The sequence below is a fragment of the Helicobacter felistomachi genome, assembly GCF_030296895.1.
Lineage (GTDB): Bacteria > Campylobacterota > Campylobacteria > Campylobacterales > Helicobacteraceae > Helicobacter > Helicobacter felistomachi.
In genome coordinates this window covers 1,675,203-1,691,612 of the sequence record NZ_AP028022.1, presented here as the reverse complement: position 1 = coordinate 1,691,612, position 16,410 = coordinate 1,675,203, and the positions used below count along the sequence as shown (strand labels likewise).

Annotated in this window: 14 protein-coding genes and 1 pseudogene; 11 read left to right on the top strand and 4 right to left on the bottom strand. The window is 45.9% G+C overall.

Features of this window, described 5'->3' with window-relative positions; translation table 11 throughout:
* Window positions 1-36 precede the first annotated feature (36 nt).
* From QUE23_RS08965 to radA, 8 genes are all read left to right on the top strand, one after another.
* Window positions 37-1,701 (top strand): mechanosensitive ion channel domain-containing protein, encoded by a 1,665-nt coding sequence (locus QUE23_RS08965; RefSeq protein WP_286348660.1) that lies wholly within the window; start codon window positions 37-39, stop codon window positions 1,699-1,701.
* Window positions 1,698-2,945, top strand: a complete 1,248-nt coding sequence (mtaB, locus tag QUE23_RS08960; RefSeq protein WP_286348659.1) for a tRNA (N(6)-L-threonylcarbamoyladenosine(37)-C(2))-methylthiotransferase MtaB — start codon at window positions 1,698-1,700, stop codon at window positions 2,943-2,945. Before QUE23_RS08965 ends, mtaB begins: the two co-directional genes overlap by 4 nt.
* Window positions 2,923-4,584, top strand: coding sequence for an AAA family ATPase (locus QUE23_RS08955; protein WP_286348658.1), 1,662 nt, complete (start codon window positions 2,923-2,925; stop codon window positions 4,582-4,584). The genes mtaB and QUE23_RS08955 overlap by 23 nt, the downstream gene beginning before the upstream one ends.
* 38 nt (window positions 4,585-4,622) lie before the next feature.
* Window positions 4,623-5,117 carry a pimelyl-ACP methyl ester esterase BioV gene (gene bioV, locus QUE23_RS08950; RefSeq protein ID WP_286348657.1) on the top strand — a complete coding sequence of 165 codons (495 nt, stop codon included), beginning with the start codon at window positions 4,623-4,625 and terminating at the stop codon, window positions 5,115-5,117.
* Window positions 5,118-5,200: 83 nt separating this feature from the next.
* Window positions 5,201-7,093, top strand: coding sequence for a methyl-accepting chemotaxis protein (locus tag QUE23_RS08945; RefSeq protein WP_286348656.1), 1,893 nt, complete (start codon window positions 5,201-5,203; stop codon window positions 7,091-7,093).
* A gap of 1 nt (window position 7,094) precedes the next feature.
* Entirely contained in the window at window positions 7,095-7,628 is a 534-nt protein-coding gene (locus tag QUE23_RS08940) for a hypothetical protein (protein ID WP_286348655.1), read from the top strand.
* On the top strand, window positions 7,628-8,506 hold the full coding sequence (gene ftsY, locus QUE23_RS08935; RefSeq protein ID WP_286348654.1) for a signal recognition particle-docking protein FtsY: 879 nt from the start codon (window positions 7,628-7,630) through the stop codon (window positions 8,504-8,506). The genes QUE23_RS08940 and ftsY overlap by 1 nt, the downstream gene beginning before the upstream one ends.
* Window positions 8,499-9,839 carry a DNA repair protein RadA gene (radA, locus tag QUE23_RS08930; RefSeq protein ID WP_286348653.1) on the top strand — a complete coding sequence of 447 codons (1,341 nt, stop codon included), beginning with the start codon at window positions 8,499-8,501 and terminating at the stop codon, window positions 9,837-9,839. The genes ftsY and radA overlap by 8 nt, the downstream gene beginning before the upstream one ends.
* Here the strand turns inward: radA and QUE23_RS08925 are convergent.
* The 4 genes and pseudogenes from QUE23_RS08925 to dcuC all read right to left on the bottom strand — a co-directional run bounded on the left by QUE23_RS08925 (window position 9,823) and on the right by dcuC (window position 12,746).
* Entirely contained in the window at window positions 9,823-10,239 is a 417-nt protein-coding gene (locus QUE23_RS08925) for a hypothetical protein (protein WP_286348652.1), read from the bottom strand. The genes radA and QUE23_RS08925 overlap by 17 nt on opposite strands.
* Window positions 10,172-10,474, bottom strand: a complete 303-nt coding sequence (locus QUE23_RS08920; RefSeq protein WP_286348651.1) for a hypothetical protein — start codon at window positions 10,472-10,474, stop codon at window positions 10,172-10,174. The genes QUE23_RS08925 and QUE23_RS08920 overlap by 68 nt, the downstream gene beginning before the upstream one ends.
* 24 nt (window positions 10,475-10,498) lie before the next feature.
* Window positions 10,499-11,095, bottom strand: coding sequence for a tetratricopeptide repeat protein (locus QUE23_RS08915; protein WP_286348650.1), 597 nt, complete (start codon window positions 11,093-11,095; stop codon window positions 10,499-10,501).
* Between the two features lie 276 nt (window positions 11,096-11,371).
* A pseudogene (gene dcuC / locus QUE23_RS08910) lies at window positions 11,372-12,746 on the bottom strand (C4-dicarboxylate transporter DcuC).
* A 154-nt stretch (window positions 12,747-12,900) separates the two neighbouring features.
* On the opposite strand from dcuC, the gene QUE23_RS08905 reads away from it, so the two are divergent.
* From QUE23_RS08905 to QUE23_RS08895, 3 genes are all read left to right on the top strand, one after another.
* Window positions 12,901-14,559 carry an McrB family protein gene (locus tag QUE23_RS08905; protein ID WP_286348649.1) on the top strand — a complete coding sequence of 553 codons (1,659 nt, stop codon included), beginning with the start codon at window positions 12,901-12,903 and terminating at the stop codon, window positions 14,557-14,559.
* Window positions 14,556-15,941: an McrC family protein gene (locus tag QUE23_RS08900; RefSeq protein ID WP_286348648.1), complete on the top strand. Its 1,386-nt coding sequence runs from the start codon at window positions 14,556-14,558 to the stop codon at window positions 15,939-15,941. Before QUE23_RS08905 ends, QUE23_RS08900 begins: the two co-directional genes overlap by 4 nt.
* Before the next feature lie 93 nt (window positions 15,942-16,034).
* Complete coding sequence (locus QUE23_RS08895) at window positions 16,035-16,409, top strand: chemotaxis response regulator CheY (RefSeq protein ID WP_221280779.1); 375 nt, start codon at window positions 16,035-16,037, stop codon at window positions 16,407-16,409.
* The last annotated feature ends 1 nt before the right edge of the window (window position 16,410 follow it).

Sequence of the window (16,410 nt, the reverse complement as noted above, 5' to 3'; positions counted from 1 at the left end):
CCTTTCTCTCTATCTTAGCATTTTATTGTGGGGTTTATGTGGCTAAAGTGTGGGTTTCTTGTGTTAGACTATGTCTTTAGTTCATTTGATGGGGATCGTGTGTTTAGGGTTTTTTGGACGTTGTGGGCTTGTGTTGGTTTAATTTTAGCGCAAGAGAGCACACAAATCCAACGCTTACAAGAACAAGCCACGCATTTAGAGCACAAGATCCAAACGAGCGACAATATTTGGTTAAAGAAGTTCAGTAATTTTGAGAGTTACGAGCAGATTTATGAAGAGATTCAAGCCATCCAACGCCAAATCAAATCCCTTAAAAATAAAAAGAACAGCGACACCTTAAAAATCAGCACTCTAAACCACACCTTAAAAGCCCTCAGATATCAAGAGGAATTGCTTGAAGAGTATAAAATGAACCCCTTTAAAGAGTTGGTGGAAAAGCCCAACATCGCCAATATCCCAAGCATCACAAACCCGATTGCGATTGTTACGGGGATTTCCTTTATCAAGCAAATCAAAGCCAAATACACCACAATGAAGCACCACAAAAAGAGCTTGCGCGAAGTGCTGGACTTGATTAATCAAGAGTTAGAGGTGCTGATACAGCTAGAGAAGTTACAAAGGGAAAGCGGACAAGAAGTGCCCGAGAACTTAGCCAAGAAAATTTATCAAGAACAGGTGAAAAAAATTGAATTGCAAGGGGCACAAAACCTTTTAAAAACGAGCATGGATGTCTATGCTAAGGACATTGAAGAGGCAGAATCCAACATTAAATCCCAAATCAAGGACCAAATTTTTAAACTGATTTATGTGGTTCTAATCGCCCTTGTCAGCATCGTTTTAGCGTGGGTACTTAAAGTGATCAGCCACAAATACATCCACAGCAACGAGCGTGCCTACACGATCAACAAGGCGATCAACTTTGTCAACGCCAATGTGGTGGTGTTGATCTTTCTTTTTGCTTACTTAGAAAATGTGTCCTACCTTGTAACGGTGCTAGGCTTTGCCAGTGCCGGGATCGCCATTGCCATGCGCGATTTATTCATGAGTGTGCTGGGATGGTTTATGATTTTGATTGAGGGCAATATCCATGTGGGCGATCGCATCAAGGTGGTGAAAGACGGGCACGCCTATGTGGGCGATGTGCTCGACATCTCCGCCCTTTACACCACGATTTTAGAGGATGTCACGCTCACCAGCTACAAAAACAACGAGTGCCGGGCGGGGCGCATCATTTTTGTCCCCAATAACTACATTTTTAGCAATTTGCTTTGCAATTACAGCCACTTTGGCATGAAGACCGTTTGGGATGGGATCGTCTTTTGCGTTACTTTTGATTCCAACTACAAAAAAGCCATGCAAATCGCCCTAGACATCGCCAACACCCAAGCCAAGCAATACACCGAAATGACCTACAAGCAAATGAACAACATGCGCACCAAATACTCCCTACGCAACACGAGTGCCAACCCACGGGTGTTTATGGTCCTAGAGCAAGAGGGCATCCACATCAGCGTGTGGTACCAAACCAACTCTTACGCCACGCTTGCGCTGAAATCTAAGATTTCTGGTGATATTATCGAGGCACTTTTAAAAGAACCCGACATTTTCATCGCCTACAGCACGACCAAGTTCGTGCAAAGCGAGGGTGATGGGTTTGGGAACAAAAACAGCGTGTTTGAGAACAAGGAATTACGCCTATGAAACAAAAAGTTTATTTTAAAACCTTCGGTTGCCGCACCAATTTATTTGACACACAGGTTATGTTGGCGCACTTAAAGGACTTTGAAAACACCGCTTGCGAGGAGGAGGCGGATATTGTGGTTTTAAACTCTTGCACCGTTACCAACGATGCTGACTACAGCGCAAGGGCTTATGCGAAAAAAATGCACACTTTGGATAAAAAGGTCTATTTCACCGGCTGCGGGGCGAACAAAGAGGGGCGCAAACTCTTAGAGACCAAACAAGTGAGCGGGGTGTTCGGGCACGACCACAAGGCGCAAATCAACCGCCTTTTACGCCAAGAGGGGTTTTTTTACGAGGACAAACAGCAAGAGCTAGAGAGCACGCTTTTAACAAGCTTTGTGGGTAAAACTAGAGCCTTTGTCAAAATCCAAGAGGGTTGCGATTTTAGGTGCAGTTATTGCATCATCCCCCAAGTTAGGGGCAAATCGCGCAGCTTAGAGCGCACACACATTTTAAAGCAAATCCATTTGCTCGCAGAGAGTGGGGTTTTAGAGGTGGTTTTAACGGGCACGAATGTCGGCAGTTTTGGGCTCGATCGAGGCGATAGCCTAGCTAAGCTCATCAAAGAGATTGCCAAAACCCCCATAAAGCGGGTGAGAATCGGTAGTCTAGAACCCGCTCAAATGGACGCGGAGTTTTTAGAGCTCTTAGATCACCCCATTTTAGAGCGGCATTTACACATCGCGCTGCAACACAGCCACGACACGATGCTGCGCTGGATGCGCCGGCGCAACCGCACCCACAGCGATTTAGCCCTTTTACAAAAGGTGGCGCGCAAGGGCTTTGCCATCGGCACGGATTTTATCGTGGGACACCCCCACGAAGACGAAAACATTTGGCAAGAGGCGCTAGAAAACTTCAAACAACTCCCCCTAACCCACATCCACCCCTTCATCTACAGCGTGCGCGATGGCACGCCTTCAAGCAAAATGCCAAACAGAGTAAGGGGCAACATTGCCAAAGCCCGCCTAAAGCAAATCAAAGAGCGCGTACAAGCAAACAACCTCGCCTTTAGGCAAAATTTAAAGACACAGGGTGTGGCGTTAGAGGTACTGGTGGAGGGGCTTAAGGAGGGGGTGTATGTGGGGCACGATCAATTCTTTAACCCTGTGCGCTTAAATTCACAAGAGGATTTGCGCGGGCAGTGGGTGGTTTTAAACGATTACGAGGTGGAGCGTGATGCCAACATTGCGGCGCTATAACAAGGCGATCATTGGCGGCCTTGCGCTCTTGGTGGGGGTGGTCTTTGTGGTGTTTCTCTTTTTTAGAGAACCCACAAGGCTTGTGAGTATCCAAGATTTTAACGCCCTGCTACGTAGTGAAAAAATCCAAAGCATTAAAATTGACAGCCGCTACATTTACCTAAAAACCCGTTTTAAAATCTACAAAACCGCCCGTTTGGGCTGGACCGACTCGATGCAATTTCCCACGAATATCCCCATTGAGGTGTTGGCTGAGGACAACACCACCCAACAACTCTTAAATGTCGTGATCATCTTTTTCTTTTTGGTGCTGCTGGCGGTGATCTTGCGTCTTGCGTGGAGTAAAAAGGCGTTGCTGCAACCCTCCATGGATGCCGCCCAAGCGCGCCCAAGCGCGCCCATGCCCACCCTACATGCCACGCTTCCCAGCGTGCGTTTCAAAGATGTGGCCGGCACGAAAGAGGTGAAAGAGGAATTGTATGAAATTGTAGATTACTTGAAAAACCCCAAAAAATATCAAGATTTAAAAATCAAGTTGCCTAAGGGGGTATTGCTGGTAGGTCCCCCGGGGGTGGGTAAGACGATGATCGCCAAGGCCCTAGCTGCGGAGGCAAAGGTGCCTTTTTTCTACCACAGCGGAAGCGCATTCGTGCAGATTTATGTAGGCGTGGGGGCTAAAAGGGTGCGTGAACTCTTTGCTAAGGCGAAAGCCTTTAGCCCGTCCATTGTGTTTATTGACGAGATCGATGCGGTGGGAAAGGCCAGAGGACACCAGCGCAACGATGAAAGAGAAGCCACGCTCAACCAGCTTTTAACCGAGATGGACGGCTTTGAGGAAAGCTCTCAGGTGATCGTGATCGGGGCTACGAATAAAATTGATGTGATGGACGAGGCACTTTTAAGAAGCGGGCGCTTTGATCGGCGCATTTTTATCTCTCTGCCCGACTTAGAGGAGCGTATACAGATTTTAGAGTCTTATTTGCAGGACAAGCAGCACAATTTAGATTGTTTGGAGGTGGCAAAAATTTGCGTGGGCTTTAGCGGGGCGATGCTCTCTTCTTTAGTCAATGAGAGCGCACTCAATGCCCTAAGGCGCAACGCGGCGCAAATTAGCATGAAAGACATTTTAGAGGTGAAAGACAAAATCGCCTTTGGCAAAAAGAAAAATGTAACTTTGAGCGAACAGGAAAAGAATTTATACGCCCTTTATCAAAGCGCGAAGGCCCTTAGCGCATATTGGTTGGAGGTGGAGTTTGATAAGGTGCTCTTGGTGGGGGAGTTTTTGATGGCAAGCGATCGGCGCATTTTAAGCAAGAGTGAGATGAATAACAGCATTAAGGTGCATTTAAGTGGGATGATTGTGTTGGATTTGTTCTTTAAAGAAAGCTACACTTTGGCTAAAGACGATTTAAAGCAGGCCCTAGAAACTGCAAAAAAGATGTGCGAAGAGTATGGCATGGGGCATAAGTTCATCGGGGATCGGGCAGATGTAGAGGCACTTCTTGGCACACTTTACGCGGAGCAACGAGAGTTTTTAGGCAACTTCAAGGCACAGGTGCAGGCGATGGCACAAGCCCTGCTAGACAAAGAGAAGTTAAGCAAAGCCCAAATCCAAGAGATTTTGCGCTCGTTTGTGTGATGTTGTATTTTAGCGGCTTTGGCTTTAGGGGGGAGAGTGTGTTATTTGCGTGGATTTTAAAGGATGGCGGGGTTTATGACATTGCGGGCTTTAGCTATGGCGCGCTTAAAGCTTTAGAGCACGCTTACAAGCAAGTGCAGGCAGGGCGTAGAGTGCAAAGGTTAATGCTGATCTCGCCTTGCATGCTGGCACTCAAACCCGCCGCCTTTAAGCGCTTACAAGTCTTAAGTTACAAAAAAGACCCCCAAAACTATATGCAAACCTTTTTTAAAAATATTGGATGGGTGGATTTGTTACAACAAGACTCAAGCCTAGAGGGCTACACGCATTCAGGCAGTGCTGAAGATTTAGAGGATTTGCTCTACACCCCCCTAGACCCCCAAAAATTGGCGTTTTTGCAAAGTAAGGGCGTGGTGGTAGAGGTGTTTTTGGGTTTAGCCGATCCGCTCTTAGAGCCCAAAGAGGCGTTAGAGTTTTTTAAGCCCTATGCTTGCGTGTGGCAGTTTAAACACATGGGGCATTTGTTGGCCTAGACGCTCTGCTCCAAAGAAAGGCTAATTTGCGTGATTTGCGTTATAATGAAGTTTTGGCTTTTGTAGCAAGATGTGGAGTGTTTATGAATTTGCATGTGAAGCTAGGGTTTAAGACAAAGATTGTTTTGGCGTTGGCGGTGTTGCTTATTTTGGTGTTTGGCACCACCATCGTGATCATCGGGGTGAAGATCCGCAATAACTTAACCCAACAAGCACAAGCCTCACTCAAAACTGCGGTCAATGTTTTATCTTCCACGATTAAAGAGTGGGATCACAACACCCGCTCCGTTTTAAGGCGGACAGCTCTCTCCTTTGAAAAGATTCCCTTAAATGACATGGAACGCGTGAAACAAATTTTAGAATTTGTAAGTGACAATATAAATTCAGCCGACATTTATATGGCTTTTGAGGATGGGCGCATCTTTAAATTACAAGGCAAGGAACCCGCTGGGTACGACCCAAGGGTGCGCAGTTGGTACCAAAATGCCAAAACCACTCCGGGTATCTCCATTTCTCAACCCTATATAGACGCTTATACAAAAAAGACCATTGTTACTTATTCTTTAGCCTTGAAACAAAAGGGGGTGTTTAAGGGAGTGTTGGCTCTAGATATTGATTTGGATAGCCTTTTAGAATCCGTCATCGCGACTTATTTTAAAAAACAAAGGGTGCATCTCTTGGATGCCAATGGGGTTGTGTTGGGATCGTCAGTTTACCAAGAGGGCAGTAAGTATCACGCCAACGACCAGGAATTGCGCCGGCAAATTTTAACCACTTCCTCTGGTTTCATTAAAAGGAACAGCAAGGAAGGGGTGAAATTCTATGTTTACAGCACGATTGACAGCTTAGGTTGGAAAGTGGTTTCTGTTGTCTTCAAAAAGGATGTCCTTAAGAACCTACATGGTGTCCAAACCATGATGTTCACCATTTCTGTGATCGCGCTCATTGGAGTGCCTTTTATTCTCTTTGGGGTGATTGAGGTTTTGTGCCGCCCCCTCATCCAACTACGCGATTTAATCGTGCAGTTAGTGTCTGACAATGGAGACTTAACCAAGCGTTTACAGGTTAGGGGTACAGATGAAATCGCCACTATCTCTTCTAACATTAACCTTTTGCTTGAAAAGATACAGGGCATGGTGTCTAAAATAAAAGAGTTGGGTGCGCAGAATCACCAAATTGCCAACGCCCTTTACACAAGCGTGAACGATGTCGAGCAACACACCCAAGAAGGTAAAAACCTCATCCACACCGCCTTAGAAAATGGGGATAACATCATTAGCAATATTTTAAGGGGAGTGGAGGATGCAGATAAAAATAACCAAAACATCTTACAAACCGACAGCACTTTAAAGGAAATCCGCACGCAGATCCAGTCCTTCAACGAGAATTTAGCCAACAAAGCCAAGTTGGGCATGGAATTTTCTAACCGCTTAGATGAAGCCTCCAAGAACACCGAGAACATTAAATCTGTTTTAACTTTGATTTCAGACATTGCCGGACAAACAAATTTATTAGCCCTCAATGCGGCGATCGAAGCGGCGCGGGCGGGCGAGCATGGACGGGGCTTTGCGGTGGTGGCCGATGAAGTGCGTAAGCTTGCCGAAAAAACCCAAAGCAGCCTAGCTGAGATCGCCAGTGCCATTAATGAAGTGGTGCAAAGCGTGGGCACCATCAGCCACGATTTACACACCAATGCTCAAGACATTCTCAAGACCTCTGAGCTCACACACTCTTTGCAAAAGATGGTCGACTCCAATGTGGAGAACATCCAAGGCGTGATCGGAGCTACCAGCCAAGCGGTGCACGAGTTTAAAGGTGTGGCCGATACCACAAAAATGATTGTACAAAGCATCCAAGAGATCAACCGCCTAGCCGTGCTCAACCACCAAAGCGTGCAGGATGTAGGCAAAGCCAGTCAGTCCTTAAACGAGGTCGCCCAGGTGCTCGATCAAGAATTGGCAAAGTTCAAGGTCTAGCATGCGTTTTTTAGTGTGTGTGGTGGTGCTGTTGTTGGCCTTTGCGGGGTGTTCTGACTCCAAAAGTCAAGAAAAACCTAAGGAGAGCACCCCCTCCGTTTGGCACTTTTTGGATCAAAACCATCAAGAATTGCAATTAAAAAGCGTGAATGAGGTTTTAGAGGTTTTAAACAAAACCCCCATGCCCACCTTGATCATGGTCTTGGATTTAAACCCCAAAAACACCGCCTATATTGCACTTTTTAACCACTTGCAAGCGGAGTTTAAAGACGTGCGCTTTTTGGCCCTGCTGGGCAAGGCTTACTCTCAAGAACAATTAGACGCTTACACCAAAGCCCATAAGCCCCATTTTGCACTCTTTAACCCCATGGATAAAGCCCGCTTTGCTGTGGCGTTGAAAAGCACTTCATGGCCTTTGCCTTATTTTTTGCTTTACAACCAACAAGGGCAGTTGGTCCAAAATTACAGAGGTGTGATTTTGGAGGAAATGCTCGCCAAAGATTTACAAGATTTAATAGATACAGAGAAAAAATAATGTTTAACTTCTTCAAAAAAACAATCCAAAATGTCGCTTCATTGCTTAAAAACAAAGATGCGACCTTTAGCAAAGAAGAGATGGAGGAAATCTTAATCGGCTTTGATGTGCAATTTGATCTAGTCGAAAAGCTCTTAGAACACCTGCCCGATCAAATCAAGCGCAATCACCTAGAAGTCGCCTTAATGCGCTTTTTACGCAAGGAAAGTTACTACGACCAAGTGCGCTTAAAGCCCTTAGACACCAAGCCCTTAGTTTCTTTAATCTTGGGGGTCAATGGGGCGGGCAAGACCACCACCATCGCTAAACTCGCCAAACAGCACCTATTAAACAAACAAAAAGTCTTGCTAGGCGCGGGGGACACCTTTAGAGCCGCAGCCGTGAAACAACTCCAACTTTGGGGGGAGAAGTTGCAATTAGAGGTGATTAGCGCGGGACAAAATAGCGATCCTAGCGCGCTCGCTTTCAACACCATTGAGGCGGGGATTGCTAGAGGGATGGATCAAATCATCATCGACACCGCCGGCAGATTACACAACCAAACCAATCTCAAAAACGAACTTTTAAAAATCTCTCGGGTGTGTAGCAAGGCACTAAACAACGCCCCCTACTATAAAATCTTAATTTTAGACGGCACGCAGGGCAGCTCCGCCCTAGAGCAGGCTAAGATTTTTCACGAGAGTTTAGAGTTAGATGGGGTGATTGTGACGAAGCTAGATGGCACCAGCAAGGGGGGGTGTATTTTGAGTATTTTATACGAATTACAACTGCCTATTTTATATCTAGGCGTGGGAGAGAAAGAAAACGATTTGATCGCTTTTGAGGAAATGGAGTATGTCAAAAACCTACTAGACGCTATTTTTAAAGCCGATGGCTAAAAAATCTAGGGTCTTTGAGTGCCAACATTGCGGCTTTATCAGCCCTAAGTGGTTGGGTAAGTGCAATAATTGCAACCAGTGGGAAAGTTTTGTTGAACTGAGTAGCCCACAAAAAGAGAGTCTCAAACCCTTTAAAAACACGCCCACACTTTCAGCGGTTTCGATCACTAAAGTAGAACAGGAGAGCATTAGCACCTTTAGCTCCACGCAAAAGGAATTAGACATTGTGCTAGGCGGAGGGATTGTGCCCGGGGGGTTGTATCTCATCGGGGGAGCTCCTGGCGTGGGTAAAAGCACGCTGTTATTAAAAGTGGCAGGCGGGCTAGCGGGCACGGGTTTAAGCGTGCTGTATGTGAGCGGGGAGGAGAGCGCAGGGCAGATTCGCCTAAGAGCCGATCGCCTACAATGCGTGCAAGAAAAGCTGTATCTACTCAATGAAATTGATTTAGACACGATCAAGGCGCATTTACTCGGGCAAGATTACGCCGTGTGTGTGATCGACTCGATACAAACCCTTTATTCCAGTGCCATTAGCTCGGCTCCCGGCTCGATCTCTCAAGTGCGCGAGATCACCTTTGATTTGATGCGTCTAGCCAAGCAAGAGCAAATCGCCATTTTTATCATCGGGCACATCACTAAAGAGGGCTCGATCGCCGGCCCTAGGGTTTTAGAGCACATGGTCGATTCTGTGCTTTACTTTGAGGGCGATCCGAGTCGAGAATTACGCATTTTACGCAGTTTTAAAAACCGCTTTGGGGCGACCAGCGAAGTGGGGATTTTTGAAATGCACCAAGAGGGCTTGATGAGCGCTAAGGAGGCTTCTAAACTCTTTTTCTCTCAAAAGCAAAGCCTAGCGGGCAGTGCCTTAAGTGTGGTGCTTGAGGGCTCAAGGGCGTTGATTTTAGAAATCCAAGCCCTAGTGTGTGAAAGCTCTTTAGCCAACCCTAAACGCCTCGCCACGAGCTTTGACACCAACCGCCTGCACATGCTCTTAGCCCTGCTAGAGAAAAAGCTAGAAATCCCCTTAAACCGCTACGATGTGTTTATCAATGTCTCTGGGGGGATTAAAATCAGCGAAACGAGCGCGGATTTAGCTGTGATCGCCAGCATTCTCTCTAGCTTTCGAAACCGCCCGATCAGCAATAAAACCGCCTTCATCGGGGAGGTGGGCTTAACCGGCTCGGTGCAAGAAGTGCCGAATTTAAATGTGCGCTTAAAAGAAATGGAGAATTACGGCTTTTTAAAGGCGATTGTGCCTAAAAAACCTAGTTTAAACACGCCCATCGCCTGCTACGAAGCCAAAGATGTCGCCCAAATCATTGAGTGGATGTAGGGAGGTTTGGTTTTTTGTTGCGCCAATAAGTGCTTGTAATGTGCGTAATTTTTTCATCTTTAAGAGCTTTATAGGAATTGGCAAGGTTTTCTAATAAAATCGTGGTGTAGCTGGCCTGCTCTTTGAGCGCACGGCTTTGTTGGTAAAAATGGATCGCCGTTTTATAGTGTTTTTCTTTATAGGCGCACTGACCTCCCATATACGAGCTAAAGGCGAGGCGGTATTTGATTTGCGCTGGCCACTCAAAGCATTCTAAAGCCTGTTTGTATTTTTGTTCTGTGAAGAGTCCCATCACATCGTGGAAAATTTCGGCGCGTTTGCTGTATTCTTGGCTAAAAGAATGTGTTTGGGTGGCGCGGTGGCTGTTGCTCGAATGCCCAAAGTGTTTCCAGCCCCCCAACCCAACAACCCCACCACCACAAGACCCACCAAAGTACCACCACCCCCTCATCCTTGACATCTGGATCCACCACATAGCCGTAAGCATCCATCTTACATATCTTGTTCCCTCGCCTCACAAAGACAGCTTTGCTCGTGTAACGCACCAACTCCCCCGTTTTTTTAAAAAGTTTCTCGCCATTTTCATCGTAGGCATAGACTTTAGTGCCCCTTTGCTCTACGCGTTCAATTTCCATAGATATTCGCTTCCCTTGTTTGGTTTAGTTGCTTAGAACTGTACAAGCCTCTTCATCTCCCATGTCACAGGCTTTTTGCATATACTCTATGGCTTTCTTCAAGTCTTTAACAACGCCCTGTCCATGGCAGTGCATCATCCCCAAATTTTTATAAGCCTCGACAAGCCCTATATCTGCAGCTTTTTTGAAATATTGTACAGCTTTTGTTATATCCCCCTCATTAGCTGCCTTTTGGTAATACGCCAAGGCTTTGGTGTAGTCTTTAGGGGCCCCCTGTCCATTTTCGTACAGTACACCCAAATTCGTAGAAGCCTCGGCATATCCTCCATTGCTAGCTTTTTGATAATACTCCCTAGCTTGTACCAAATCTTTAGGTACCCCTTGCCCAATATAATACATCGACCCTAAAGCGTTAAGGGCTAGACTGCTCCCCCTATCGATCGCCTTTTGGAAGTATTCTTTAGCTGCTTGATAGTCTGTTTGTGCATCCTCTCCATTGAGATATATCTGTGCTGTGTAGCAGTAAGACTCTGGATTGTCTAATGTCGCTATTTTAAACTTCTGCATGGCTACACGGTAGTTTTTGTTTTTGTAGTCTTTAAGGGCCTCTTTAAATGTCACATCTGTTTTAACTGTCTTCTTGTATCTACTTTTGCTTGCCAACAAGGTGTCTAACATGTCCAAACACCCACTCAGTACAATAGAATATGATTTAAAGAGTTTTATAAGAGCACTCCTAAGATAGAAAGGAGACAAGAAGCCAAGAGAGAATTAGAGAGAGTTACCCCCTGCACAGGGCGCACAAGGTTGAACATATTTAAATTCTATGGCATCTTGTATGCTCCATACAACTCGCTTAAAAAGGCAAATAGATAGACTAAAGTCCTTTTACTAGACCTAAGCCACCAACCCCACCCCCACCGCTAAATTCACCCCCATGCCCACGAGCAATAAGGGGTAGGTGCGTTTGATGATCTCTAGGGGGGCGACTTTAGCAAAGCCGGCTAAAGCTAAAATCCCCCCGGCAATGGGCGAGCTGGCCCGCCCTAAACAAGAGGCGATCTCTAAGGGCAGGACTAAGTTAATGGGCTCAATGCCCATTTTAGTGGCAATGTCTGGGGCTAAACGCCCAAAGGCGTTAAAGGCGGCGATCCCACTGCCCATCACCACAGAAAAACCATAGACCATGAACGCCAAGCTTGCCATCACCAAACCGACCACCCACAAGCCCCCACCGCCTTTGCAAGCCCCCTAAACTTTGGGTCAAAAGTGCGATCCTGCCTAGGCTCTTAAGCCCTGTGGCAAAGACACTTGCGGCGATGATGATGCTCACCACACTCACAAAAATTTCTCCCATTGCCTGCAAAATCGCCGCCATGCCCGCCCCCAGCCTTTTAGCGTCCCTATGGCGGATAAACTCCACACAAAAGACCATGGCAATGCTGATAAAATTTGCGCTCACCACATCTAATTTCACTCCTAGAAAATACCCCCCAAAGAGCAAGCACACAGGAAACCAAGGGAAGAGAATATAAAAACTTGGGCAGGGGGGGTTGTTGATCTCTAGTTGTTCGGCTTGCGCACAAAGGCGGTTTTTGGCCTTGTCGTTTTGATCCACCCACGCAAAATAAACGGGGATCAACAAGGCGAGCACAGCGGTGTAGGCGAGCACCACCCACACTTGATGGTGCAAGAAAAGCCCCACGATATTGTCCTTTTGCCCCACCATGTCCGACATGTTGATGGTGTTGCCATCTTTAGGGCCATAATCTAGGGCGATCAGTGAGAGCACACACCGCCGTGATGGGGCGGATTTTTAAAGCGAGCAGTACGGGATAAATGCAGGCTCAAAGCAAGAGCAAGGGCTCCGTGTAGCTAGAGATCACAATCTTTAAGCCCATCCCCACGACAAAGGTCTCGCTCAAGACTAGATATTTGTTGCTAATTTTGCTAAGGGGGCGGTTGTTCAGGTAGGCGAGTTTAGCCGAGGCGTGGATGTGTTTCATGTAAGCGGCAAAACCCGCCACACTCATGATGATCAGCCCCATCCCGCTTAGGCTATGCTTAAAAGTAAGAGCAATGAAAGCAAAGGCATTTAAGAGGACTTGGGCGAAGTTGTGCGCTGGGGGGTCTTTAGGATGGGCGTGCCTGTGAGATAATGCCCCACCACCAAGAGCACCAATCCCGCACACAAGAACACAAAAATCGGATGGTATTTTTTCAAAATGTAGTAAAAAGTTACCCCCACCGCTAACATTGTCGCCCCAACCATCGCTAGTATGTTGTGCCTTTTTGCTTAAGTCTAGCGCATTTGGGGATATTGAGGGTAAATTTGGAGATTCGAGAGGATTTTTAGTGTAGAATTTTGGTTTATTCTTGACAAGTTTGAAGCTGTAAGGGAAATGGATTGGATGGCATGGATACAAATGGAAAAGCTAGAGTGGAGCGCAGAACAAAGGGGGCAATTTACAGATCTGTTTGGGGAATTTGTGGATTTGGTAGATGTTACTGTGGCAAACAGCACCATGCAAACTCCAAAAGCTCCAAGAAGGGCATGCCATGCCTTGCAAGACAGATTAAATGCCTTTTTAAAAGCATGGGGGTATGTGTGTGTGATGAGCCCGGGGTTTGGTAACCTTGCCAATGAGCCTGCGATCGCCTTTTTTAGACAGGACACCTTACAAGAGTGGTTTAGTAGCCCTAAGAGTGCAACCCCCAAAAAGGGTTTTTACATTTGGTTCACCTATGCGCGCAAGGCACAGCCCAAAGTCTTTACCATTTATATTGCCCATGCTTTCGAAACAGAGCAAGAGTGCCAAAAGTGCCCCGCTTATCAAAAATTATTTGCCAAAGGAGGCACAGCCCTTTATGCGCATGTCAAGCAGGATTTAAACACCTTTAGAGAAAAAATTGCTGATCACTTTTTAGAATTAGCTACACGGTTTAACACCATCGTGCCCACAGATTTTAGGCCAACAGACCCTTTATCCACGGGTATTGCACAAGACCTCAAACATCTAACCCCCTTTAAAATTCCCCTCAACCAAATTCTCTACGGACCTCCGGGCACGGGCAAAACCTACAACACGATCAATCAGGCTTTAGAAATTTTAGAGCATGACATCAGCACAATGGAGCGCACTGAGGCTAAAGCTCTTTTTGACTCTTATAAACAAGAGGGGCGCATTGGGTTTGTCACCTTCCACCAAAGTTTTTCTTATGAAGAATTTGTCGAGGGCATTAGACCCGAAATGGATAGCGATCAAGTGGCTTACCAAATTGAGGATGGGATTTTTAAGCAAATGTGCAAGAGGGCTAGCAAGGATTCTCATCGGCCCTACATTCTCATCATTGACGAGATTAACCGGGGCAATATCTCTAAGATTTTTGGCGAGCTCATCACTTTGATTGAGGCGAGCAAACGCATCGGGCGGGAGGAAGAATTAAAAGTTACCTTACCCTACAGCCAAAAACCCTTTGGTGTGCCCGACAATCTTTATATTTTAGGTACCATGAATACCGCCGATCGTAGCATTGCCCTATTAGACACCGCTTTGCGCCGTAGGTTTAGCTTTGTGGAGATGTTGCCCGATTCGAGTTTACTTAATGCAGATTGCGCTGGGGTCAATTTGCGACAACTCTTAGAGGCGATGAATGCCCGTATTGAGTTTTTGCTCGATCAAAACCACACCATCGGACATAGTTACTTTTTGGGGTTAAAAGACCTAGAGAGTTTGCAAGATTGTTTTAAAAACAAAATCATCCCGCTTTTGCAAGAGTATTTTTATGACGACCACGCCAAAGTCAATGCGGTGTTGAATGATAATACAATGTTATTGTCTAAAACAATGCACGGATTTAAGAAAGAGAATGAAGCCCTAGTCAATACGGATATAGCGCGATCCCTTAAGGATTTTGTGGATTCCGATAAAAAAGTCTATCAAATCAAACCGGGTCCATGGCAAGTTGCTATGTTTGAAAAAATATACAACGATCAGGTGGAGCTAAAAAATGAAGAGGATAAGGAATCGATAGAGGATAACAATATGTCCACTGAATCTAGCGCACCAACCCCTAACCCATGAAAACCACGCCCACGCTGTATTTAGCCGAATATCAAGAGTTCAACCGAGCGGACATCGAGGAGCGTCTAGGGGAGAAAAAGGAGAAAGCCCCCAAAATATGGGGGGCCATTTTAGACTTCGCCCACCAAGAGGACAACCACGCCTTTTTGAGGTTTAAAAATAAGCACACCCTCAAAACCCAAAATTATGTGGGCTTGATCCAAATTCAGGGCTTTTGCATTGAGATACTGCCTAAGATTTGCGGGCGGGATTTAAAAAAGGAGGATTTAAAGAAACATTGCGCCTGCAAAATGAAAATCCCTAGACTCGATCGCGCAAAGTTTCAAGATCAAGTAAAAGAGTTTATCAAGCCACAGACCAACTTAGAACCCCTACAAAAATCTAATTGCCCCCTCTGCCATGCTAAACAGGTTTTGTATAATTGCCTAGTTACTCTCAAAGACGCGCCCTTTAAACAGAGCCAATTTTCTCAGCTCAGTAGCGCGCATTTGCCCTTGCTAGATGTTTTTATTCAGATGTTTTTAGAGGAATGCGCCCAGCTTATCAAACGGGGATTGAAGCGGGATTACTTAAGCGTGTCGCAAAATCGCCCTTTTCTTAAGGGCAAGTTAGAGTTTGCTAACCATCTCAAAACCAACATGATTCACAAAGAACGCTTTTACACGACCAGCGATGAATATAGCCTAGATAACCCGCCCAATCGACTCATCAAATCCACGCTTGGAATGTTTAAAACCTTGAGCCTGAGTCCTAAGAGCCAAGAAAAGTTAAATGCTGTGCGCTTTGTCTTTGATGAGGTGAATCCTAGCAAAAACATCGAGGCAGATTTTGCCAAGAGCGCGCATGCCAGCCGTTTTAAAGAGTATGAAAATCTTTTGGCATGGTGTGATCTGTTCTTGCGTAAAAAATCTCTGACTCCTTACAGTGGGACAAACCATGCCTATGCGTTGCTCTTCCCTATGGAAAGACTTTTTGAGTCCTTTGTGGGGTTTTGGCTTAAAAAGAGTTGTCAAGGTGAAAATGCGAGCGTGCGCTTACAAGAGCAAAGGAAATTTTTAGCAAAAAATGAGAACTCCCAAAGTTGTTTCCCTATGCGCCCGGATATTGTGCTAAGGCAAGAGGAAGCAATCACCATTTTAGACACAAAATGGAAAACCATAAACACACAACAAGACATCACACATGCCGACCTTTACCAAATGTGGGCGTATACGAGCAAATACGCCACTTGCACCCCCACTAAAAAAGTGAGCGTGTGGCTAGTGTATCCCCACCAAGAAACCCAAGAAATCCAAGCTTTAACCTTTAAGCCCAAAGTTTTTGCGGACAAAGAGATTAGACTTTGGGTGAAATTTTTCCCCTTGTCAGTTTTTATGTCTTAGGTCTTTAGCTGTGAGGTCTTAAAGCTAGAGGTTAAATAAATATGCTAAAATGGTGCGTTGACTTTTAGCGGTGCACTAAAATAAGGAGCGAGATTGAAAATTTTAATTGTGGATGACAGTTCGACCATGAGAAGAATCATTAGAAACACCTTGCAACGCTTAGGGTATGAGGACATTATGGAGGCCGAGCATGGCGTGGAAGCGTGGGGCAAGTTAGACGCCAACGACACCACAGGGGTTTTGATCACCGACTGGAACATGCCTGAGATGAACGGGCTAGACCTAGTGAAGAAGGTGCGGTCGGACGGGCGTTTTAAAGATTTACCCATCATCATGATCACCACAGAGGGGGGTAAGGCGGAGGTCATCACCGCTCTAAAAGCGGGGGTGAACAATTACATCGTCAAGCCTTTCACGCCGCAGGTACTCAAAGAAAAATTAGAAGTCGTGTTGGGGACAAATGACTAAA

What these genes read in the sequence shown, in the direction of transcription:
- mtaB (WP_286348659.1), top strand. Translation starts at nt 1,698, where the DNA reads ATGAAACAAAAAGTTTATTTTAAAACCTTCGGTTGCCGCACCAATTTA.
- QUE23_RS08905 (WP_286348649.1), top strand. Translation starts at nt 12,901, where the DNA reads ATGGAAAAGCTAGAGTGGAGCGCAGAACAAAGGGGGCAATTTACAGAT.
- radA (WP_286348653.1), top strand. Translation starts at nt 8,499, where the DNA reads ATGGCTAAAAAATCTAGGGTCTTTGAGTGCCAACATTGCGGCTTTATC.
- QUE23_RS08965 (WP_286348660.1), top strand. Translation starts at nt 37, where the DNA reads ATGTGGCTAAAGTGTGGGTTTCTTGTGTTAGACTATGTCTTTAGTTCA.
- QUE23_RS08955 (WP_286348658.1), top strand. Translation starts at nt 2,923, where the DNA reads ATGCCAACATTGCGGCGCTATAACAAGGCGATCATTGGCGGCCTTGCG.
- QUE23_RS08945 (WP_286348656.1), top strand. Translation starts at nt 5,201, where the DNA reads ATGAATTTGCATGTGAAGCTAGGGTTTAAGACAAAGATTGTTTTGGCG.
- QUE23_RS08900 (WP_286348648.1), top strand. Translation starts at nt 14,556, where the DNA reads ATGAAAACCACGCCCACGCTGTATTTAGCCGAATATCAAGAGTTCAAC.
- QUE23_RS08920 (WP_286348651.1), bottom strand. Translation starts at nt 10,474, where the DNA reads ATGGAAATTGAACGCGTAGAGCAAAGGGGCACTAAAGTCTATGCCTAC.
- ftsY (WP_286348654.1), top strand. Translation starts at nt 7,628, where the DNA reads ATGTTTAACTTCTTCAAAAAAACAATCCAAAATGTCGCTTCATTGCTT.
- QUE23_RS08940 (WP_286348655.1), top strand. Translation starts at nt 7,095, where the DNA reads ATGCGTTTTTTAGTGTGTGTGGTGGTGCTGTTGTTGGCCTTTGCGGGG.